This window comes from Mycobacterium marseillense (assembly GCF_010731675.1).
Lineage (GTDB): Bacteria > Actinomycetota > Actinomycetes > Mycobacteriales > Mycobacteriaceae > Mycobacterium > Mycobacterium marseillense.
Genome location: NZ_AP022584.1, coordinates 2186663 through 2207174, shown reverse-complemented (window position 1 = coordinate 2207174; position 20512 = coordinate 2186663). Strand labels below are relative to the sequence as shown.

The 20512-nt window shown below is 67.8% G+C and carries 23 protein-coding genes and 2 pseudogenes; 17 read left to right on the top strand and 8 right to left on the bottom strand.

What is annotated here, in order from left to right:
* The first annotated feature begins 6 nt into the window (after positions 1-6).
* The 3 genes and pseudogenes from G6N26_RS09840 (at position 7) to G6N26_RS09830 (ending at position 2992) form a co-directional block, all read left to right on the top strand.
* Positions 7-876 (top strand): siderophore-interacting protein, encoded by an 870-nt coding sequence (locus tag G6N26_RS09840; RefSeq protein WP_083018144.1) that lies wholly within the window; start codon positions 7-9, stop codon positions 874-876.
* Between the two features lie 25 nt (positions 877-901).
* A pseudogene (locus tag G6N26_RS09835) lies at positions 902-2063 on the top strand (lactate 2-monooxygenase).
* A 32-nt stretch (positions 2064-2095) separates the two neighbouring features.
* Entirely contained in the window at positions 2096-2992 is an 897-nt protein-coding gene (locus G6N26_RS09830; RefSeq protein WP_083018142.1) for a tyrosine recombinase XerC, read from the top strand.
* A 77-nt stretch (positions 2993-3069) separates the two neighbouring features.
* Here G6N26_RS09830 and G6N26_RS09825 read toward each other — a convergent pair.
* A pseudogene (locus G6N26_RS09825) lies at positions 3070-3540 on the bottom strand (M23 family metallopeptidase); the annotation flags it as partial.
* A gap of 338 nt (positions 3541-3878) precedes the next feature.
* Between G6N26_RS09825 and rpsB the strand changes: the two are divergent.
* From rpsB to G6N26_RS09810, 3 genes are all read left to right on the top strand, one after another.
* Positions 3879-4712, top strand: coding sequence for a 30S ribosomal protein S2 (rpsB, locus tag G6N26_RS09820; protein WP_064941505.1), 834 nt, complete (start codon positions 3879-3881; stop codon positions 4710-4712).
* A gap of 12 nt (positions 4713-4724) precedes the next feature.
* Positions 4725-5540 carry a translation elongation factor Ts gene (tsf, locus tag G6N26_RS09815; RefSeq protein ID WP_083018140.1) on the top strand — a complete coding sequence of 272 codons (816 nt, stop codon included), beginning with the start codon at positions 4725-4727 and terminating at the stop codon, positions 5538-5540.
* A gap of 68 nt (positions 5541-5608) precedes the next feature.
* Complete coding sequence (locus G6N26_RS09810; protein WP_064941501.1) at positions 5609-7012, top strand: amidase; 1404 nt, start codon at positions 5609-5611, stop codon at positions 7010-7012.
* On the opposite strand, the gene G6N26_RS09805 is transcribed toward G6N26_RS09810, so the two are convergent.
* Positions 7013-7438, bottom strand: coding sequence for a MarR family winged helix-turn-helix transcriptional regulator (locus G6N26_RS09805; protein ID WP_064941499.1), 426 nt, complete (start codon positions 7436-7438; stop codon positions 7013-7015).
* A gap of 132 nt (positions 7439-7570) precedes the next feature.
* On the opposite strand from G6N26_RS09805, the gene G6N26_RS09800 reads away from it, so the two are divergent.
* Genes G6N26_RS09800 through G6N26_RS09775 form a run of 6 tightly spaced genes read left to right on the top strand, consistent with a single transcriptional unit; the run spans position 7571 to position 12120 of the window.
* Positions 7571-7984, top strand: a complete 414-nt coding sequence (locus G6N26_RS09800; RefSeq protein WP_067172448.1) for a ChaB family protein — start codon at positions 7571-7573, stop codon at positions 7982-7984.
* Between the two features lie 20 nt (positions 7985-8004).
* On the top strand, positions 8005-9183 hold the full coding sequence (locus tag G6N26_RS09795) for a phosphatidylserine decarboxylase (protein WP_083018138.1): 1179 nt from the start codon (positions 8005-8007) through the stop codon (positions 9181-9183).
* Between the two features lie 39 nt (positions 9184-9222).
* Positions 9223-9702 (top strand): (3R)-hydroxyacyl-ACP dehydratase subunit HadA, encoded by a 480-nt coding sequence (hadA, locus tag G6N26_RS09790; RefSeq protein ID WP_067172444.1) that lies wholly within the window; start codon positions 9223-9225, stop codon positions 9700-9702.
* Positions 9703-9762: 60 nt separating this feature from the next.
* On the top strand, positions 9763-10263 hold the full coding sequence (locus G6N26_RS09785) for an oxidoreductase (RefSeq protein WP_083018136.1): 501 nt from the start codon (positions 9763-9765) through the stop codon (positions 10261-10263).
* An 11-nt stretch (positions 10264-10274) separates the two neighbouring features.
* Positions 10275-11765, top strand: coding sequence for a molybdopterin-dependent oxidoreductase (locus G6N26_RS09780; protein WP_083018135.1), 1491 nt, complete (start codon positions 10275-10277; stop codon positions 11763-11765).
* A gap of 1 nt (position 11766) precedes the next feature.
* The gene (locus G6N26_RS09775) at positions 11767-12120 is read left to right on the top strand and encodes a hypothetical protein (protein WP_083018133.1); all 354 of its coding nucleotides are present in this window, start codon (positions 11767-11769) and stop codon (positions 12118-12120) included.
* Here G6N26_RS09775 and G6N26_RS09770 read toward each other — a convergent pair.
* The 4 genes from G6N26_RS09770 to G6N26_RS25770 form a co-directional block, all read right to left on the bottom strand.
* The gene (locus G6N26_RS09770; RefSeq protein WP_083018131.1) at positions 12086-12418 is read right to left on the bottom strand and encodes a hypothetical protein; all 333 of its coding nucleotides are present in this window, start codon (positions 12416-12418) and stop codon (positions 12086-12088) included. The two genes, G6N26_RS09775 and G6N26_RS09770, sit on opposite strands and share 35 nt — an antisense overlap.
* Before the next feature lie 11 nt (positions 12419-12429).
* Entirely contained in the window at positions 12430-13506 is a 1077-nt protein-coding gene (locus G6N26_RS09765) for a YncE family protein (protein ID WP_083018129.1), read from the bottom strand.
* Between the two features lie 79 nt (positions 13507-13585).
* A complete protein-coding gene (locus G6N26_RS09760; protein WP_067172432.1) occupies positions 13586-14425 on the bottom strand; it encodes an SDR family oxidoreductase in 840 nt (279 codons plus the stop codon).
* Positions 14426-14503: 78 nt separating this feature from the next.
* Positions 14504-14680: a hypothetical protein gene (locus G6N26_RS25770; protein ID WP_165605084.1), complete on the bottom strand. Its 177-nt coding sequence runs from the start codon at positions 14678-14680 to the stop codon at positions 14504-14506.
* A 292-nt stretch (positions 14681-14972) separates the two neighbouring features.
* Between G6N26_RS25770 and G6N26_RS09755 the strand changes: the two genes are divergently transcribed.
* Both G6N26_RS09755 and G6N26_RS09750 read left to right on the top strand, forming a co-directional pair.
* Positions 14973-15569: an MPT63 family protein gene (locus G6N26_RS09755; protein WP_067172427.1), complete on the top strand. Its 597-nt coding sequence runs from the start codon at positions 14973-14975 to the stop codon at positions 15567-15569.
* 92 nt (positions 15570-15661) lie between these two features.
* The gene (locus G6N26_RS09750; RefSeq protein ID WP_082991474.1) at positions 15662-16600 is read left to right on the top strand and encodes a lysophospholipid acyltransferase family protein; all 939 of its coding nucleotides are present in this window, start codon (positions 15662-15664) and stop codon (positions 16598-16600) included.
* A 30-nt stretch (positions 16601-16630) separates the two neighbouring features.
* Here G6N26_RS09750 and G6N26_RS09745 read toward each other — a convergent pair whose 3' ends face one another.
* Together G6N26_RS09745 and mbp1 are read right to left on the bottom strand one after the other, a co-directional pair.
* Entirely contained in the window at positions 16631-17329 is a 699-nt protein-coding gene (locus G6N26_RS09745) for a winged helix family transcriptional regulator (RefSeq protein ID WP_179960359.1), read from the bottom strand.
* 204 nt (positions 17330-17533) lie between these two features.
* Complete coding sequence (gene mbp1, locus G6N26_RS09740; protein ID WP_008258793.1) at positions 17534-17773, bottom strand: microaggregate-binding protein 1; 240 nt, start codon at positions 17771-17773, stop codon at positions 17534-17536.
* A gap of 331 nt (positions 17774-18104) precedes the next feature.
* Between mbp1 and pyrH the strand changes: the two genes are divergently transcribed.
* The 3 genes from pyrH to G6N26_RS09725 are packed head-to-tail and all read left to right on the top strand — an operon-like array spanning position 18105 to position 20486.
* Complete coding sequence (pyrH, locus tag G6N26_RS09735) at positions 18105-18902, top strand: UMP kinase (RefSeq protein ID WP_067172425.1); 798 nt, start codon at positions 18105-18107, stop codon at positions 18900-18902.
* A gap of 49 nt (positions 18903-18951) precedes the next feature.
* Positions 18952-19509, top strand: a complete 558-nt coding sequence (gene frr / locus G6N26_RS09730) for a ribosome recycling factor (protein ID WP_008258791.1) — start codon at positions 18952-18954, stop codon at positions 19507-19509.
* Positions 19510-19541: 32 nt separating this feature from the next.
* Positions 19542-20486 (top strand): phosphatidate cytidylyltransferase, encoded by a 945-nt coding sequence (locus G6N26_RS09725; RefSeq protein ID WP_083018125.1) that lies wholly within the window; start codon positions 19542-19544, stop codon positions 20484-20486.
* Positions 20487-20512 lie beyond the last annotated feature (26 nt).

Genomic DNA, 20512 nt, shown 5'->3' with positions numbered 1-20512 from the left:
GGACACGTGGCAGGTCGACCGCTGCAATGCTTCGAAGTTGTCGGTACCGAGCAACTCACCCCGCACATGGTGCGGGTGGTGCTGCGGGGCAAGAATTTTGACGCGTTCGTGCCCAGCAAGTTCACCGACTCCTACGTCAAGCTGGTGTTCGTCGCCGACGATGTGGACGTGGCCGGCCTGCCCGAGCCGCTGACCCTGGACAGCTTCGCCGGCCTGCCCCTGGAGAAACGGCCGACGGTGCGCACCCTCACCGTTCGTCACGTCGACGCCGAGGCCCACCAGATCGCGCTGGACATCGTCACGCACGGCGAGCACGGCACGGCGGGCCAGTGGGCGTCCGCCGCCCAACCCGGCCAGCCGATCTACCTGATGGGCCCCGGCGGCGCGTACACGCCCGACCCGGCCGCCGACTGGCACCTGCTGGCCGGTGACGAATCGGCGCTGCCGGCCATCGCCGCGGCCCTGGAAGCGTTGCCGCCCAGCGCGGTCGGCAAGGCGTTCATCGAGGTGGCCGGGCCGGAGGACGAGATCCCGCTGACCGCCCCGGACGGCGTCGAGGTGCACTGGGTGTATCGCGGCGGGCGCGCCGACCTGGTGCCCGAGGACCGCGCCGGCGATCACGCGCCCCTGATCGAGGCCGTCACCAGCGCCCCGTGGCTGCCGGGGCAGGTACACGTCTTCATCCACGGCGAGGCGCAGGCCGTCATGCACAACCTGCGGCCCTACATCCGCAAGGAGCGGGGCGTGGACGCCAAATGGGCCTCGTCCATCTCGGGGTACTGGCGCCGCGGCCGCACCGAAGAGACATTCCGCCAGTGGAAGAAGGAACTGGCCCAGACAGAATCCGAGTCAGAGCCGGCGAACTCGTCCGCCTGACGGCTCGACTGGCATTCTCTTTTCCATGGCATTCGGGGACTACCAGAACGAGATCTACTTCAAGGGCCTGGGCGGGGTCGCGCCCGCGCTGCCGATGGCCTTCGCGGAGCTGGAGGCCCGCGCCGAGCGGGCGATGTCGCCGTCGGTGTGGTCGTACGTCGCCGGCGGCGCCGGCGACGAACGCACGCAGCGGGCCAACCGGGAGGCGTTCGATCGCTGGGGCCTGATCCCGCGGATGTTCGTCGGCGCCGCCGATCGCGACCTGTCGGTGCAGATGTTCGGCCTGACCCTGCCGTCGCCGGTGTTCATGGCGCCGATCGGTGTCATCGGCATCTGCGCCCAAGACGGTCACGGCGACCTGGCTACCGCGCGCGCGGCGGCGAAAACCGGTGTCCCGATGGTGGTTTCGACGCTGACCGCCGACCCCATGGAAGACGTCGCCGCCCAGTTCGGCGAAACACCCGGCTTCTTCCAGCTTTACACGCCCAAGGACCGCGACCTGGCCGCCAGCCTGGTGCAGCGCGCCGAAGCCGCCGGCTTTGCGGGCATCATCGTCACCCTCGACACCTGGATTCCCGGGTGGCGCCCGCGCGACCTGTCCACGGCCAACTTCCCCCAGCTGCGGGGGCTCTGCCTGAGCAACTACACCAGCGATCCGGTCTTTCGCGCCGGCCTGCAGCGCCCGCCCGAGGAGGACCCGCAAGGCACCGTGCTGCAATGGATAACGACGTTCGGGAATCCGTTGACCTGGGACGACCTTGCCTGGCTGCGGTCGCTGACCGACCTGCCGCTGATCCTCAAGGGCATCTGCCATCCCGAGGACGCCCGGCGAGCCAAGGACGGCGGCGTCGACGGCATCTACTGCTCCACCCATGGTGGGCGCCAGGCCAACGGCGGCCTACCCGCGCTGGAGTGCCTGCCGGGCGTGGTCGAGGCGGCCGACGGGCTGCCCGTGCTGTTCGACTCGGGTGTGCGCAGCGGGGCCGACGTCGTCAAGGCGCTCGCTCTGGGCGCGACGGCGGTGGGTGTCGGCCGGCCCTATGCCTACGGCCTGGCGCTGGGCGGCGACGACGGCATCGTGCACGTGCTGCGCTCGATCCTCGCCGAGGCGGACCTCATCATGGCCGTCGACGTGCTATCCCACGCTCAAAGATCTCACCCCGGACACGCTTCGGCGCGTCGGCTAGAGCGCCCCGGGCGGCCCTGCGACCGTGGGGGAGTGCAGGCGATCCTCGAGGAGTTCGACGAATACCTGGATTTGCAGTGCCTGCGTTCGGCGCACACCCGTCGCGCCTATCTCGGCGACCTGCGCTCGCTGCTCGCGTTCGCCGATGAGCGCGACGCCGGCCTGGACGGGTTGAGCATGCCGCTGCTGCGTTCGTGGTTGTCCGCCGCGGCCGCGGCCGGCGTCGCCCGCACGACACTGGCCCGGCGCACCTCGGCGGTCAAGGCGTTCACCGCCTGGGCCGTCCGGCGGGGCCTGCTGGACGCGGACCCGGCCGCGCGGCTCCAGGTTCCCAAGGCACACCGCACCCTGCCCTCGGTGCTGCGCCAGGACCAGGCCCTCGACGCCATGGCCGCCGCCAAATCCGGTGCGCAGCAAGGTCATCCGATGGCGCTGCGGGACCGGCTCATCGTCGAGATGCTCTATGCCACCGGGATCCGCGTCAGCGAGCTGTGCGGCCTCGACCTCGACGACGTGGACACCCGGCATCGGCTGGTGCGCGTCCTCGGTAAGGGCAACAAGCAGCGCAGCGTGCCGTTCGGGACGCCGGCCGCCGAGGCGCTGGACGCGTGGCTGGCCGACGGGCGTCCCGCCCTGGTGACCGCCGAGTCGGGGCCGGCGCTGCTGCTGGGTGCGCGGGGGCGCCGGATCGACGTTCGCCAGGCCCGCACGGTGGTGCACCAGACCGTCGCCGCGGTGGACGGCGCACCGGACATGGGCCCCCACGGCCTGCGACACAGCGCCGCCACGCACCTCCTTGAGGGCGGGGCCGACCTGCGCGTCGTCCAGGAGCTGCTCGGCCATTCCAGCCTGGCGACGACCCAGCTCTACACCCACGTCGCGGTGTCCCGGCTGCGCGCGGTGCACGACCAGGCCCATCCCAGGGCCTAAGCACCGCCACGTCCCACGTCCCACTCGGCCCCATCAGGACCCTGGCGGAGGGCGCACCGCTGTGGCGCCTGTTACCCATGGTGCGCACCGGCGACCGGCGGCCCCAGCGGCTTGAGCCGGATCGGGGTCGACTTCAGCAGGCTCAGCGGATCGACATAGTGAGCCCCTGACGCGGGACCCCACATCGCACCCCAGTGCAAACACGCCGCGGCCCGGCACCCCGGGTGGCCGGCCACCAACGCGCCGATCACCGTCCCGGCCGTCACCGACTGCCCGGCCCGCACAACAGCCCGGACCGGCTCGTAGCTGGTCCGCAACCCCCCGGAATGCGCCAGCGACACCACCGGGCGCCCGGCCAGCACCCCGGCGAACACCACGGTGCCCGCGCCCGCCGCGTACACCGGCTGGCCGGCGGCACCGGCCAGGTCGACACCACGATGGCCGGGATGCCAATCCTGCGCAGGGGCGTCGAACGAACGGGTGACGGCCGGCGGCGGGCGCAACGGCCAGTCCAGGCGATCCGCGTCGGCCGCCGCCGGCACCGCGCTGACCAGGGCCGCACCCAACGCCAGCGCCATCCACCGCATCCAGACAGTTCAGCGCGGCACAGTCCGCGCCGCCACCCGGCCTCGCCGGCGCTGTGGACGACGATGCCCCTGGGGAAGCGTGGCAAAAGCACCGGCCGATCCGGTGTAAACTGCTGGTCGCAGCTCGTCCGCGGGCTGACTTCGCGCGTCCGCATCGCGTCTCTGGTTCCACGAGGAGAACGCATCGCATGCCGGGCGGTCCCGACCGGGGTTTCCCGGCCGGGTCCGGCATCGCAGCAGGCGCCAGGGCCCGGCTTCACCCGATGCCGGGCGACAACCGACACACGTGAGGCACAAGCATGGCCGTCGTAACCATGAAGCAGCTGCTCGACAGCGGCACCCACTTCGGGCACCAGACCCGTCGCTGGAATCCCAAGATGAAGCGGTTCATCTTCACCGACCGCAACGGCATCTACATCATCGACCTGCAGCAGACGCTGACTTTCATCGATCAGGCGTATGAATTCGTCAAGGAGACCGTCGCCCACGGCGGCAGCGTGCTGTTCGTCGGCACCAAGAAGCAGGCGCAGGAGTCCGTCGCCGCCGAGGCCACCCGCGTCGGCATGCCCTACGTGAACCAGCGCTGGCTGGGCGGGATGCTCACCAACTTCTCCACCGTGCACAAGCGTCTGCAGCGGCTCAAGGAGCTCGAGGCGATGGAGCAGACCGGTGGCTTCGAAGGTCGCACCAAGAAGGAAATCTTGATGCTGACCCGCGAGAAGAACAAGCTCGACCGCAGCCTCGGCGGTATCCGCGACATGGCCAAGGTGCCGTCGGCGATCTGGGTCGTCGACACCAACAAAGAGCACATCGCCGTCGGCGAGGCCCGCAAGCTCGGTATCCCGGTCATCGCGATCCTGGACACCAACTGCGACCCCGACGAGGTCGACTACCCGATCCCGGGCAACGACGACGCGATCCGTTCGGCCGCGCTGCTGACCAAGGTCATCGCCTCCGCCGTCGCCGAGGGCCTGCAGGCCCGCGCCGGGGTCGGCCGCGGAGACGGCAAGCCCGAGGCCGAGGCGGCCGAGCCGCTGCCCGAATGGGAGCAGGAACTGCTGGCTTCCGCCGCTGCCAGCGCCCCCACCGACGCCGCTGCGGGCACCCCCGAACCAACCACTGAATCCTCTTAGGAAGGCTGAACATTGGCGAACTTCACCGCTGCCGACGTCAAGCGGCTTCGGGAACTCACCGGTGCCGGCATGCTCGACTGCAAGAACGCGCTGGCCGAAAGTGACGGCGACTTCGACAAGGCCGTCGAGGCGCTCCGGATCAAGGGCGCCAAGGACGTCGGCAAGCGCGCCGAGCGGGCGACGGCCGAGGGTCTGGTCGCCGCGCAGGGCGGCGCGCTCATCGAGCTGAACAGCGAGACCGACTTCGTCGCCAAGAACGCCGAGTTCCAGGCGCTGGCCGACCAGATCGTGTCGGCCGCCGTGTCGTCGAAGGCCGCCGACGTCGACGCGCTCAAAGCCGCCAGCGTCGGTGATAAGACCGTCGAGCAGGCGGTCGCCGAGCTGTCGGCCAAGATCGGCGAGAAGTTGGAACTGCGCCGCGTCGCGAACTTCGAGGGCACCGTCGAGGCGTACCTGCACCGGCGGGCGGCGGACCTGCCCCCGGCGGTCGGTGTGCTGGTCGAGTACCAGGGCTCGGACTCCGACGCCGCTCACGCCGTGGCGCTGCAGATCGCCGCGCTCAAGGCCCGCTACCTGTCCCGCGACGACGTGCCCGAGGACGTGGTGGCCAGCGAGCGCCGCATCGCCGAGGAAACCGCCAAGGCGGAGGGCAAGCCGGAGCAGGCCCTGCCCAAGATCGTCGAGGGACGGGTGAACGGCTTCTTCAAGGACGCCGTGCTGCTCGAGCAGCCGTCGGTGTCCGACAGCAAGAAGACGGTCAAGGCCCTGCTCGACGACGCCGGTGTGACGGTGACGCGCTTCGTGCGCTTCGAGGTGGGTCAGGCCTAGCGGCCTCCCGCGGGCCAACCGGCCCGAAAACCATCCGGTGACACGCGTGCGCCGTTAGCGTCACTGCTATGCGGCATGTGCACGCGTTCGGCGACGACGCCCTCGGCGATCTCGACGCGGTCGGGCTCGCCGAGGCCATCCGCTCCGGGCGGGTCGGCAGGGCCGAGGTGGTCGAGGCGGCGATTGCCCGCACCGAGGCCGTCGACCCGGCCCTAAACGGGTTGGCGTACGCGGGTTTTCAGCATGCGCGGGCGGCCGCCGAGCATGGGGCCGATGGCTACTTCTCCGGCGTCCCGACGTTCATCAAGGACAACGTCGATGTCGCGGGGCAGCCCACGATGCACGGCACTGACGCGTGGACGCGTTGGGATGCCGTCGCCGACAGCGTGTTCACCCAGCTGTACCGGGCCACCGGGTTGACCTCGCTGGGCAAGACGCAGTTGTCGGAGTTCGGTTTCAGCGGATCGGCCGAACACCCGCGGTTGGGTCCGGTCCGCAACCCGTGGGACACCGAATACAGTGCCGGCGCATCATCATCGGGGTCGGGGGCGTTCGTCGCCGCCGGTGTGGTGCCGATCGCGCACGCCAACGACGGCGGGGGCTCCATCCGCATTCCGGCGTCCTGCAACGGGCTCGTCGGGCTCAAACCGTCGCGCGGCCGGTTGCCCCTAGACGCCACGCTGCGCCGGATGCCGGTCGGCGTCGTCGTCAACGGCGTCCTGACCCGTTCGGTGCGCGACACCGCGGCGTTTTACCGGGAGGCCGAGCGGATCTGGCGCAACCCCAAGCTGGCCCCGATCGGGGACGTCACCGGGCCCGGCCGGCAGCGGTTGCGGATCGCGGCGTTGACCCGCTCGGTACGGCGCGAGTGCAGCCCCGCGCTGCGGGAGCTGACGCTGAAATCCGCGGGACTGCTCGAGGAGCTCGGCCACCGCGTCGAACACGTCGACGCACCGCCGGTGGCGGCCAGTTTCGTCGACGATTTCGTGCTGTATTGGGGATTTTTGGCCCTGGCCCAGGTGCGCAGCGGACGGCACATGTTCGGCGAGACGTTCGACCGCGCCAAGCTGGACTGCCTGACGCTGGGTTTGGCGCGACACACCGGTCGCCACCTGCACCGGCTCCCGCGGGCGATCATGCGCCTGCGCGGCGCACGCCGGCGCACCGCGCGGTTCTTCGGCACCTATGACGCGGTGCTCACGCCGACCCTGGCCGACGAGACGCCCCGCCTCGGAGTGCTGGCGCCGACCGATTATCAGCAGCTCATGAATCGGCTTATCGAATGGGTGTCGTTCACTCCGCTGCACAACGTCACCGGTGAACCGGCGATCTCGCTGCCGTTGGCGCAGTCCGCCCACGGCATGCCGGTGGGCATGATGCTGTCGACTGCGGTGGGGCAGGAGTCGCTGTTGCTCGAGCTGGCCTACGAGCTCGAAGAGGCGCGGCCGTGGGCGCGCATCCAGGACGGGTGATCAGCCCCGGTAATCCGACCCGAGTTTTTCGAGCATCCTTTTGAATTCGCGCTGCTGCGTGTCGGTGAGCTTGCTCAGGATCCGGGCGTCGGCGCCTCGCACCGCCGCTTCGGCGCGCTTGAGTAGGGCGCGGCCCTGACCGGTCAGGTTGGCCGGCAGCGCGCGCCCGGACGACACCGACGAGGGCCGTGCCACCGCCCCGACGTCTTCTAGCTTGCGCAGCACCGTGTTCATCGCCTGCGGGGTGACGCCCGCGTGGCGGGAGAGCTCGGCGCTCGACATCCCCGGGTACATCGAAAGGATGCGCAGGCAAACGAATTCGGGCAGGGCGAGGTCCAGCGGACTCAGCACGGCGGAAACCTCCGGCCGCAGCACCGTCGCCACCCGGTAGAGCAGATAGCCGAGCGGGGCGTCGTCCTGATTCATGTCAACCATGTTGACATATTTGCGCCTGGCCGATGCGCACATTGGTCCGACCGCGATTGCCCGGCCCGCAACGGGGTAACCGACGGGCGGTGCCACGTTTCCCGCACCGCTTTTGGCGCACGAGGAGGTTCGATGCCGAAGACGACGAAAGGCGGAGCGCCCAAAAAGAGTGAATTGCCCAGCACTTTGCGGCGATCCAACGCCAAAGCGCAACGCACGTTCGCGAAATCCCACGACGCGGCCGCCGACGAGTACGGCAGCGAGGAACGTGCCCACCGGGTGGCCTACGCCGCCGTCAAGCACAGTTTCGAAAAGGTCGGCGACCACTGGGAACCCAAAGAGCAGAAGGGCCCGTCCGACGAGCGCGCCGAGCGTGGCGGTCTACAACCGTCCGGCGAGTCGGCCGAGGGCGTCGACGCCAACGCAAGCAAAAAGCATCTGCTCGACCTGGCCCGCCGGCTCGACGTCCCGGGTCGGTCGACGATGAACAAGTCGGAGTTGGTCGACGCGATCAAGAAGCACAATCGCCGGGTCCGCGGCCGCTGAGACCACCAAGGAGCAGTGAAATGAGCGAGCCGGATTCCGTCAGCCGACATCTGCGCGACACGCTCGACAAAGAGCCCGATCTTGCCGGCCGCCTTGAGCGATCGCTGCAGACGGCGCGCCGGCGGGCCGAGGACGAACTGAACCCGGACCTCTACAAGGCGCTCGAGTGGCCGCGCGACATCGGCGAGTACGAGGCCTACTTGAAGCGCTTCGTCAGGTGGGTGCCACACGAGTCGGACGCCGACGCCTGGAAGAACGAGAAGCGGCAGGCCCAGGAGGTCAGCGACCGCATGTCGCACTTCTACTTCCTGGTCGACCAGGGTGACGAGCCGCCGCAAAGCTCCGGCGTCTTTCGGGACTGGATGACCGAGTTCGCCCGCCAGTGGGGGAATTTCCTGGACACACCCGAGTCGTTCAGCCCCGAAGTCCTGCGGTCGTTCATCGACAACGCGCCCGAGTACCGCATCCATGAGTCACTGGTCGACGGGGCGCCGAACGCCCCCAGCGGCTGGCTGACGGCCAACCAGTTCATCGCGCGGGAAATCAACGGCGGGCTGCGCCCGATCGCCGAGCCGACCACCAACCTGGTGGTGACCTCGCCGGCCGACTGCCACTACCAGCACGCCTACGACATCGGCGCCGACTCGAGCATCCCGGCCACCACCGTGAAGAACGAAAAATACGGCAACATCAAGGAACTCATCGAGGGCAGCCGATACAGCGAAAGCTTTGCCCGCGGCACGTTCGTCCACTACATGCTGCCCGTGCACGCCTACCACCGCTACCACCTGCCGGTCGCCGGCGTGGTCGAGGAGTCGTTCCGGATCAACGGGAAAGTCTTCATGCGGGTCGGCCTGCAAGACCAGGAGTTCGCCGCCAGCGACAGCGCCAGCAGTGGCTACGAGTTCTCCCAGACCCGCGGGGTGGTCACCATCGACACGTCGCAATCCGACTGCGGCGACATCGGCATCGTGGCGGTCATCCCGGTGGGCATGGCCCACGTGTCGTCGGTCGTGCTCACCGCTGTGCCCGGCAGACACATGGCCAAGGGCGAGGAGTTCGGCTACTTCCAGTTCGGCGGCTCCGACATCATCATTCTGTTCCAGGAGGGGGTCGATCCCCAACTGGACACGAGCGAGGAATTTAGGCTGGTCGGCTCGCCGGTGGCGCGTTGCCGCGCGCCGCGAAACCCGCAGTGAGGGTGATTATTACGCCGCCATTTGGGTAAGGCGTTGCGTGTGTCATTGTCCTCGGACATGGTTGGGATGCACTATCGATACCCCGACCACTATGAAGTGGAGCGCGAGAAGATCCGCGAGTACGCGGTGGCCGTCAAAAACCAAGAAGCCGCGTTCTTCGAGGAGACGGCGGCTGCCGAGCTCGGCTACGGCAGCCTGCCGGCTCCCCTGACGTTCACCTCGGTGTTCGGCTACAAGGCCCAATTGGCGTTCTTCGAGAGCGCCAATATCGCGATCCACGATGCGCAGATCGTTCAGGTGGATCAGGTGTTGAAGTTCCTGAAGCCGATCACGGCCGGCGACCGCCTCTGCTGCGATATCTACGTCGATTCGGTGCGCAAAGCGCACGGCGCCGACATCATCGTCACCAAGAGCGTCGTCACCGACGGCCACGGGGATCTGGTGCAGGAGACCTACACGACGCTCGCCGGCCGCTCCGGCGAGGAAGGCGAGGAGGGCTTCTCCGACGCTGCGGGTTGATCCGGTAAGGGTCGCGTGGTCGACCGTTTGTGCGCCGATCTGGCAGGGTAGTCAGCCGCAATGGCCGGTCTCCTGGGGCGACTGGGGCTCAAAGCGTGGCACAAGGTGCTGTCCTCGCCCCTCCTCACGCTCAACGGCTACGTCGCTTTCGACTTGCCGCGCACCGTAACCGGGTTGGGCACTTCGCTGCTGATGGGCCTGGTGGCGGTGCATGCCTACCTGGCGGCCACCCGGCCCGGCTTGCCGCTGTATTTCTGGGTGTATCTGGCCGTGCTTACCGCCGCCTGCCTGGGTGTGACCGCCGCGATGGTCTTTGCCGCCAAACCCCTTGTGCCGCAAGCGGGTTGGTTCGCCGGGAGCTTGGTGTGCGCGGCCTTCCTGGTGATTTATCTGTCGAGCCGGTTCGTCAGCCTGCCGGGTCTGGTGGCGGTGACCGGCCGCTGGGACCTGGCGCCGGGAACGTTTGCCATGGCGTTCGCCGGCGCCTTCATCGCCGTGCACACCACGGTCTTGTCCGGCATCAACGTCGCGTATCCGCAACGTCAGAATTGGCACGACTGAACGGTGACGACATGACAGTGCTCGACTATCCGGCGTGGCTGCGCATCGACCACTGGCTCAATGTCCTCTTTTTGACGCTGGTGCTGCGCAGCGGCATCGAGATCTTGTCCACCCACCCGAAGTTGTACTGGCACGACGACAGCAAGCCGGGCAGCGAGTGGGCGCGCTTCACCGTGAAGGAAATGCCGGTCAACAAGCTCTACGACACCCTCGACGAGGAGGAGGACTACAGCTCGTTGTTCTCGTTGCCCGGCCACAAGAAGCTGGGCATGGGCCGGCATTGGCACTTCTTCTCGGTGATCTGCTGGGTTCTCGTCGGGCTGTCGTATTACATCCTGTTGTTCGCCACCGGGCAGTGGCACCGGTACTGGCCGGCGTCCTGGTCGATCTTCGGTGAGGCGTGGAACGACATCGTCACCTACATGAGTTTCAACCTGCCGCCGCTGCTGCCGGGCGAGCCCCTGGACGCCATCCAGAAGCTGACCTACGCGGGGGTCATCTTCGTGCTGGCGCCGTTTCAGATCCTGACGGGCGCCGCCCAGTCACCGGCCATCGAGGCCGCCTTCCCCTGGTATGTGCGGATGTGGGGCGGCCGGCAATGGGCGCGCAGCCTGCACTTCCTCGGCCTGATCGCGTTTGTGGTGTTCATCGTCATCCACCTGTCGATGATCTTCTTCTGGAGTTGGGGCCAGCTCACCGCGTCGATGATCTTCGGTTCCGTGCGCAACATCGGTTGGGCCACCGCGCTGTCGCTGGTGATCATCGCGGCCATCGTCGCCGTCCACGTCGCGGCGACGGTGTGGAGTCTGCGCCGCCCCGTCCAGGTGCGCCGCGTGCTCGGCGCCGTGGTCACCCGCGCCCGCAAAATCCTGTTGCGGCCGCTGAATTCGAAGCAGGACTACCCCGAGCGGATGACCTCCAAGGAACACCGGGTCAACGGCAAGCCGCCGACGAGTGCGGAGTACAAGGTGATGGCCGTGCACAACTTCGTCGATTGGCGCGTGCGGGTGGGCGGCCTGGTGGAAAACCCGGTGACGCTGGACCTGGACGCGTTGCGTTCCCTGGCCGATCAGGAATCGCAACGCGTGATGCACAACTGCGTGCAGGGCTGGACCAGCATCGGCCAGTGGAGCGGCGTTCCGCTGGCTCAGCTCGCCGAACATGTGCGCCCGCTCCCGCAGGCGAAATACATCTGCTTTTTGACCATGCAGGACACCGGCCGCGACGAGCCCAGCGCGGAAGGCGAGGGCCAATTCTACGAGGTGATCGATCTCGAACTCGCCTATAAGCCGCAGACGTTGCTGGCCTACGAGATGAACGGAAAGCCGCTGCCCATCAAGCACGGGGCGCCGCTGCGGTTGCGGGTGGAGACCCAGGTCGGGTTCAAGATGGCGAAGTGGATCAACCAGATCGAGTTCATCGACGACTACTCCGGCATCGGCCACGGGCTGGGGGGCTGGCGCGAGGACAACGTCCACTACGACAAGGACGTGGAGATCTGACATGACGGCAAATGGCGTGCGCCCGGAGCTGATCGACTTGCAAAGCGTTGAGCGCGACCGGGTTTTAGAGCTGGTGGCCGTCAAGGGCGGGCACTGCGCCGGGTGCGGCGCCAAGGATTTCGCCGTCGGGCACGCGCTGTATCTCGGGTTTTTGTTCCTCGACGAGGACGACGACGCCTTCATGGTGGCGTTGACGTGCCGCAACGGCGACTGTCCCGCGCCGCGCACCGGAATCGTGTTGGCGGCCAACGAGTTTCTCTCGGATTACCGAGAGATCGCCGACGTCGCCGACGTCGCGGCCCGCGCCAGGGCGAGACAGGCTAGCGCAACGTGGGGTGGCTCGGGGTATCGGTGAACCGGGGCCGGGCGAGATCGAACCTCTCGATCAGCTCCGACACGGAACGCAGGTCGTCACACAGGGATTGGAACCGTCGTTCGTCGGCCTCGCCGAGCACGCCCAGGCAGCTGTAGTGCACCAGCCGCCGGAACCTGCCGGCCAGCGCTGCCCCCCAACGGATTCCGAAATCGTAGGCCCGCCCTTCGGGCACATCGTCGAGGCGCGCGAGCGCTTTGAGCGCCGCGACCTGCTCGTCGAGCTGTCCGAGGTCGTCATCGACCCCGATCGGCTCGGGTTTCTGCGCTATCGTGCTCATCTGCGATCCCCTCACAGGTGTGGCTTGGCCACACTGATCACGTAGGGCTGGCCGCGCAGGGTCAGATAGACCCGCTCGGGGCCGATCGCCATCCCGGACAGCGGCGCCGAGGCGACCGGGCCCGACGGCAACCCCGTCCGGTAGTCGATCGTGCGGATCACCCGGATGGACCCGTTCGGGAAGCCGGTGAAGCTCGCCGTTTCCAGCACCGTCACGTCGCGGTCGGTGGCCGCGTAGATGCGCGTGTCGTCGGTGCCCAGATAGCGAATCGGCGACGAGAGCTCGGTGTGGGCCAGCACGTCGAGCCCCTCGCCGCCGCGACGCGAGTCGACCGCGTACAGCACCTTGTCGTCGCGCCCGGCCACATAGCTGCGCGTGACCTGAGTCCCGTCGCCGGCCCACACGGCGACGGCCATCGGCAGCGAGCCGCGCTCCTCGGGTGGCGACGTCGGCCCCTTGTAATAGCGGATGCCCGAGGCACCGTAGAGGTGGTACTCGATTGCCCGCCCGCGGTTGGATCCGTCGATGGTGTCGGCGGACTCACCGGAGTAGGTCGCCGTCGGCAGCTTGCGGAATCCGTACTGGTCCACTGGCGTTACCGACGAACCGTCCGCGGCCAGCGCCAGCAGCACCCGCATGCCGGCGTCCTCGGCGAGATAGGAAGGCGCGGGCCCGGCGTCGAATTCGGCGACCGGCTGCAGGCTCGCGATGTCGACGACGGCCACCTTGCCGCGCTCGGGCTGCGGCACGAAGACGTGACGGTCGTCCTTCTGGCTGATCTGCAGGTTGCGCCCAGACCCCATCGGGGCCGACAGCCGGGTATGGGCGGTGCCCGGTCCGGTGTAGGTGATCACGGCCAGCCGGTGATCCTCGGTGAGGCCCAGCAGGTGGCTGTCGTGATACGACCACACCGGGTCATGCAGGGTGGCCCCGGTGGCCGCCAGGCTGACCGTCGGCGCACTTTCCAGCGAGGATCCGGGCGCCGAACATCCTGCTATCGCCACGATTCCGGCCGCCGCCGCGACCGACCATCGTCGTCGTCGCAACCGTCGCCCCTGACCGCTCCCGATGGCCACGATCGGTGCCATCCTTTCACCGTTTGCCCGTCCGGCCTGTACCCCGGCGAGCGCCCCGTTACACCTGCGAGATGACGCGAAAGATCGCCGCCTACAGAATCGGCCGGCCGCCGGTGACGGCCACCCGCGCCCCGGAGATGTAGCTCGCGTCGTCGGAGGCCAGCAGCACGTAGATCGACGCGAGTTCGGCGGGCTGGCCCGCGCGGCCCAGCGGCACATTGTCGCCGAAGGATTCCACGCTGTCCGGCGGCATGGTCGACGGGATCAGCGGTGTCCATATCGGGCCGGGGGCCACGCTGTTGACCCGAATTCCCTTCTCGCCCAACAACTGAGCAAGACTGGCCGAGAAGTTGGCGATCGCCGCCTTGGTCGCCGCGTAGGGCGCCAGGGTCGGATTGGGGGTGTCGGAGTTGACCGATGAACTGCCGATGATCGACGAGCCGGCGTTCATGAACGGCAGGGCCGCCTTGACGAGGTAGAAATAGGCGCCCACGTTGAGCCGGAAGGTGTAATCCCATTCCTCGTCGCTGATCTCGTCGAGGCTCTTGTGCATCATCTGATACGCGGCGTTGTTGACCAGGATGTCCACGCCGCCCAATTCCTGCACCGCCCGGTCCACCACGGCACGGCAGTGGGCGGCGTCGGAGAGATCGCCGGGCACCAGGACGCATTTGCGTCCGGCGTTGGTGACGTAGCGGGCCACGTCGCGCGCGTCGTCGTCCTCGTTGAGATACGCGATCAGTACGTCGGCGCCTTCGCGGGCGAAGGCGATCGCGACGGCACGCCCGATGCCGCTGTCTCCGCCGGTGACGATCGCCTTTTTGCCGAGCAGTTTTCCCGAGCCCTGGTAAGTGTTTTCACCACAATCGGGAATTGGATCCATCTGGGCCTGCACGCCGGGGACGGATTGTTGTTGCGCGGTAAAACCCATGTGATTTCCTTTGCCTCGCTAGAAAATTCGCCTTGCCATTCAGTAGCCGCCCGGCAAACGCCCGACCCGCTTTCTCTTTTACGTTTCGCGACCCGTGGGGCCGGCGGTGGGAACGTCCGGATCGTCGTCGGCCGGCGGCTCGGGGTCCCGCCACTCCTCGCTACGGCTGGATCGATTGCCGCGGACCGTGCCTTCCAATTCGTGCTTGAGCTCGTCGTCTTCGCGTGAGCTGTGCTTGGAGTTGCCACGTTGCATGCGATCGCCCCCATTGCGGATGTCCCGGCCTTTGCCGGGAACGCCTTCGCGCACCGACTACCCCGCGGCGCGCGCCTTAATCGGGGCGCCGCGGGTGTGAGTGGTGATGCAGCTGTTGCCGTTGTTACCAACGATGTTGTCCGCGAAAAGAACGGCATTACGCCAGCTAACGGACCGGGAATTGGCACGCGCCCAGGCCAGATGTTTAAAGCCGAAGCCGTATGGCTATTTCGCAGCGTATATCTGCATGCCCTTGACGGGGGGCGATTGTGCGTGACGAAAGGAATGGACAATGAAGGTCAGCAAGACGGCCGTTAAGACAGTTGCCGCCGCCGGGATCGCGGCCGCGAGCGTTTTCGCCGCGGCACCGGCTCTGGCATCGCCGCCGCCCAACATCCAGGGCTTCGGCACCAGCGAACAGCTCGTGGACGGCGCCTTGATCACCAATTACACGGTGAGCAACCTGCAGCCCAGCAATGTCACCATCCCGGGCTACACGCCGAAGGGCACGCTCTACCAGGCGGACATCAGCGCCCGGTCGGAGGCCGGCCTGGTCACCCCGATGGTCAACGACTTCATCGCCCGCGGACCTAACGGCCAGAACTACCGGGTGATCGACAAGGTCGGAACGCCGAACGGGCTCAGCCCCGCCCCGATCCCGCAGGGCAGCGAGTCGACCGGCACCCTGTACTTCGACGTGACCGGCGCGCCCCCGAACGGCGTCGTCTACAACGACGGAATGCAGGACATCCTGATCTGGACGTCGAACATGGAGGGCGGCTCCGCGCCCGGGACCATGAACAGCCCGGCACCCGGTGCGCCGAACAGCCCGGCACCCGGCGCGCCGAACAGCCCGGCACCTGGTGCCCCGCCGGCGCCCAGCGCCTGATCTCGCCGTAAAAAAACTCCCCGTACCCCCAGGGTGCGGGGAGTTTTTACGGCGGGGGAATCGGGCGTGCCGGAACCGGGTACCCGGCACTCATGAGTAACCCGGACCACAGGCCGCCTCGCGTGCGCAAACAAGCGCAACGCAACGCCGAGCAGACGCGCGCGGCGATGGACGAGCGGCGCAGCGAACACCACGGCGGGCTGAGCGGCTGGGTCGCCGAGCGCGCCGGCCGCTGGGACCTCTCCGGCCAGGACGAGGCCGCCCTACAGCGACAGAAGTATCTGTGGAATGTGCTGGTGGACTATTGGTTTCGGATGGAGATCGACGGCTGGGAGAACATTCCGGAATCGCCGCCGGCGTTGCTGGTCGGCATCCACTCCGGCGCACCCTTCGTCTGGGACGCCTGGACGGTTGGTCTGCAATGGTGGCGACGGTTCGGCCAAGAACGCACGCTGCACGGCACCGCCCACGACGCGTTGATGGCGATCCCGTTGTTCGGGCGCTATTTCCGGTCGATGGGAGTGCTGCCGGCCGCCCCGGACGCGATCGCCACCGCCTTGGCCGAAGGCCGTGACGTCGCGCTGTGGCCCGGCGGGGAAGTGGACTCGCTGCGCCCGTGGACCGAGCGCGATCGCGCCAACCTCGCGGGGCGGACGGGCTTCGTCAAGATGGCGATCCGAGCCGGCGTCCCGATCGTGCCCATCGCCACCGTCGGCGGGGCCGACGCGATGCCCGTGCTGATCCGCGGCGACCGGCTGTCAAAAGCCTTGCAACTGGACCGGTTACTGCGGCTCAAGGTGTTCCCGCTGGCGATCTCGCTGCCGTGGGGGATCGCCCCGGCGGCGCTTCCCCAACTGCCGCTGCCGGCCAAGATCAGGACGCGTTTCATGCCCGCCGTGGAACTCGACCACGATCCCGCGCGGGCGGACGACGAGGAATACATCGACCGCAAATACCGCGAAGTGCAGGATTCCATCCAGGAAGGCATGGACGCGCTCGCGCGCAAGCGCGCCTTCCCCTTCTTCGGGTGACCTCCGCGAAACCGGTTGCGGTCACGCCGGTCAGCGCGCCAGCGCCGGCTCGGCGACGACCCACTCCGGCTGCGGGGGCCTCGCCGCCCGGTAACCGACACCGCGGACGGTGCCGACTATGAACTCGTGCCGGCTCCCGAGCTTGGCGCGCAGTCGCCGGATGTGGACATCGACGGCGCGGGCCCGGCTGCTGCTGTCATAGCCGCAGGCCTCCCGCATCAGCCGGGTGCGCGTGAATGCCTGACCGGCATGCAGCACAAGGAAATTCAGCAATTTGAACTCGGTCAGTGTCAAGGCCAGGTCGTGGCCGTCCAGCAAGGCGGTGAAGCTGGCCGGGTGCAGGCGAAGGTCGCCGAATTTGAGGATGCCGTCGGCGATGCCACGACGACGGCCGACCGCCAGCCGCAACCGCGCCCGCAGCTCGTCCGCGCCGGTTCCGGGCAGCACCACATCGTCGAAGTTGCAGTCGACGTCGACCGCGGCGCAATCGACCGGAGCGACGAGGGCCACCACCGCGGTAGCGGGATGCTGCGCCGCCAGCCGGCGACTAACCGCCTGGGCCACAGCCATATTGCCGCGGGCGTCGATGATCGCCACATCGGCGGTGGCGCACTGACCGTCGGTGCCGGCGGTCAACGCCGCGCGCGCCGGCAGCGCGAGCGTGGCCAAATCCGGTAAGGCTGAGTCGAAATCAGCCTCGTCGGTGAGCACCACAATGTGCATCGGCATGTCCAACGACATCTCCAACCCTCGTGAGGTCCCTGCGTTCCCCCCGGACCGTAGGCGCCTCGCGCGAGATGTCTGGTAGCGCCAGGCTTGATTACCCGCTCGGCGGAAAACTATGCAAACCTATGCAAACTCAGGCCGTTTACCCGAAGAAAGTCGATGGGCCCGGCCCATTTTCATGGACCGGACCCATCTTTCCCAGCAGGCTTACTGGTTGGACTTCTGGCGTTCCTCGGCCGCCTCGGCGCCGCCACGTGCGGCTTCCGCCTCGGCTTCCTTCTTCGCCGCGTCGCGCTGCGCCTCGGCCTTGTCTTGCTGCGCCTGACCCTCACGGGTGAGGTCATCGCGACCGGCCACCGCGCCTACGGCCTCCTTGGCCTTACCCTTGACGTCCTCGACGACGCCCTTCACCGCTTCAGCGGGTCCCGACTTGTTTTCTTCCGCCATGGATCCGTTCCTCCTCGTTGGCGTACTGTGAGCGATCCACGCGCTCAACGACGATCGCGAGCGATCGATCCGGTCATACGACGAAGCCGGCCCTCCTTGCTCAAGACCGCATATGTCGCCGCGTTGTAGCGGATTCCCCCGCCGTCGACGGCTCAAACGCCCCGCTTGGCGCCGGGATAATCCGGTACCGCCAGACTCGAAAATCGCTCCCGCGCGCCAACTGTGCGCATAATGCACCCCGCCGACGCCGCATTGTGCTGCGATGAGGCAGGATGTGAAATGCCGTTCCGGATGAGATCGCCCGGGATGGCACTCTCATGCGAGGAGTCTGATGACGGAGTCCAGGGAGCCACCCGCCGCCGGTCCGGCGGCCCCGAGGCGGGAGCCGACGAATGGACTGGCTTCCGGCCAGCCGCTGACCCGGGCCAGGTATTCGCGAGTGCTGCTCAAGCTCGGCGGCGAAATGTTCGGCGGCGGCCAGGTCGGCTTGGATCCCGACGTCGTGGCATTGGTCGCGCAGCAGATCGCCGAGGTGGTCCGCGGCGGCGTCCAGGTCGCCGTCGTAATCGGCGGCGGCAACTTCTTCCGGGGCGCGCAGCTGCAACAGCGCGGCATGGAACGCACGCGGTCGGACTACATGGGCATGCTGGGCACCGTCATGAACAGCCTCGCGCTGCAAGACTTTTTGGAGAAGGAAGGGATCGTCACCCGCGTCCAGACCGCGATCACCATGGGTCAGGTCGCCGAGCCCTACCTGCCCTTGCGCGCCGTGCGCCACCTGGAAAAGGGACGGGTGGTGATCTTCGGTGCCGGCATGGGACTGCCGTACTTCTCCACCGACACCACCGCCGCGCAGCGGGCGTTGGAGATCGGCGCCGAGGTGGTGCTGATGGCCAAGGCCGTCGACGGCGTCTTCTCCGCGGATCCGCGGCAGTATCCCGAGGCCGAATTGATCACCGCGATCAGCCATCGCGAGGTGATCGACCGCGGTCTACGCGTGGCCGATGCGACCGCATTCAGCCTGTGCATGGACAATGGCATGCCGATCCTGGTGTTCAACCTGTTGACCAATGGCAATATCGCCCGTGCGGTCGCTGGTGAGAAGATCGGGACGCTGGTCACCACCTGAGGGGATGCGGTGGCGACGATGCAGAACGTAGTGATGAGGAGCGGCGCACATGATTGACGAGGCTCTCTTCGACGCGGAAGAGAAAATGGAGAAGGCCGTAGCGGTGGCCCGCGACGACTTGTCGACCATCCGGACCGGGCGCGCCAACCCGGGCATGTTCTCGCGGATCGTGATCGACTACTACGGCGCCGCCACCCCCATCACGCAGCTGGCCAGCATCAACGTCCCCGAGGCGCGCCTGGTGGTGATCAAGCCCTACGAGGCCAGCCAGGTGGGCGCGATCGAGACGGCGATCCGCAACTCCGACCTGGGTGTCAATCCCACCAACGACGGCACCCTGATCCGCGTGGCGGTCCCGCAGCTCACCGAGGAACGCCGCCGGGAGCTGGTCAAGCAGGCCAAGAGCAAGGGCGAGGACGCCAAGGTCTCGGTGCGCAACATCCGTCGCAAAGCGATGGAGGAGCTGCACCGCATCCGCAAGGACGGCGAGGCCGGCGAGGACGAGGTCGGCCGCGCCGAAAAGGACCTGGACAAGACCACGCACCAATACACCACCCAGATCGAAGAGTTGGTCAAGCACAAAGAAGGCGAGCTGCTCGAGGTCTAGCGACCGCTCGGCAGCTAAGTTGACTCAGGCCCGTGGCTAACCCAGATTCCGGCGCAGGCACCCCGCCCGACGAGCCGGCGGCCGCAGCCAAGCCGCAACCCTCCTTCACGGCGATGCCGCACCCGGCGAAGAAGACATCCCGCGCCGGCCGCGACCTGCGCGCCGCCATCGCGGTAGGGGCCGGTATCGGTGGGGTCCTGGTCGTGACGCTGGTGTTCGCGCCGCGCTTTTGGGTGCCCATCGTCGCGCTCGCCATCGTGGTGGCCACCCACGAAGTGGTTCGGCGGTTGCGCGAAGCCGGCTACCTCATACCCGTCATCCCGCTGCTGGCCGGCGGTCAGCTCACGGTGTGGCTGACCTGGCCGTTCCATGCCGCGGGCGCCCTGGCCGGCTTCGGCATCACGGTGGTGGTGTGCAACGTGTGGCGGCTATTCATGCAGGACAACAGCAAACGGCCCGAGCCGTTCGATGGCTCACCGTCGGCCAACTACCTCCGGGACGCCTCGGCCACCGCGTTCCTGGCCGCCTGGGTGCCGCTGTTCGCCTCCTTCGGCGTGCTGCTGGTCTATCCGCACGACGGGGCCGGGCGCGTTTTCTGCCTGATGATCACCGTCGTCGCCTCCGACACCGGCGGATATGCCGTGGGAGCGCTCTTCGGCAAGCACCCGATGGTGCCGGCGGTCAGCCCCAAGAAGTCCTGGGAGGGATTCGCCGGTTCCCTGGTGTTCGGAATCACCGCGGCGACGCTGACCGCGACGTTCCTGGCCGGCAAACCGCCGTGGATTGGTGTGCTGCTGGGTGTCGTCCTGGTGCTGACCGGCACGCTCGGCGACCTGGTGGAATCGCAGGTCAAGCGCGACCTCGGCATCAAGGACATGGGCCGGCTGCTGCCCGGCCACGGCGGCCTGATGGACCGGCTCGACGGCGTCCTGCCCTCGGCGGTCGCGGCCTGGACGGTGCTGACGCTCGTTCCCTAGGCCGAACGTGACCGATACTGGACAGG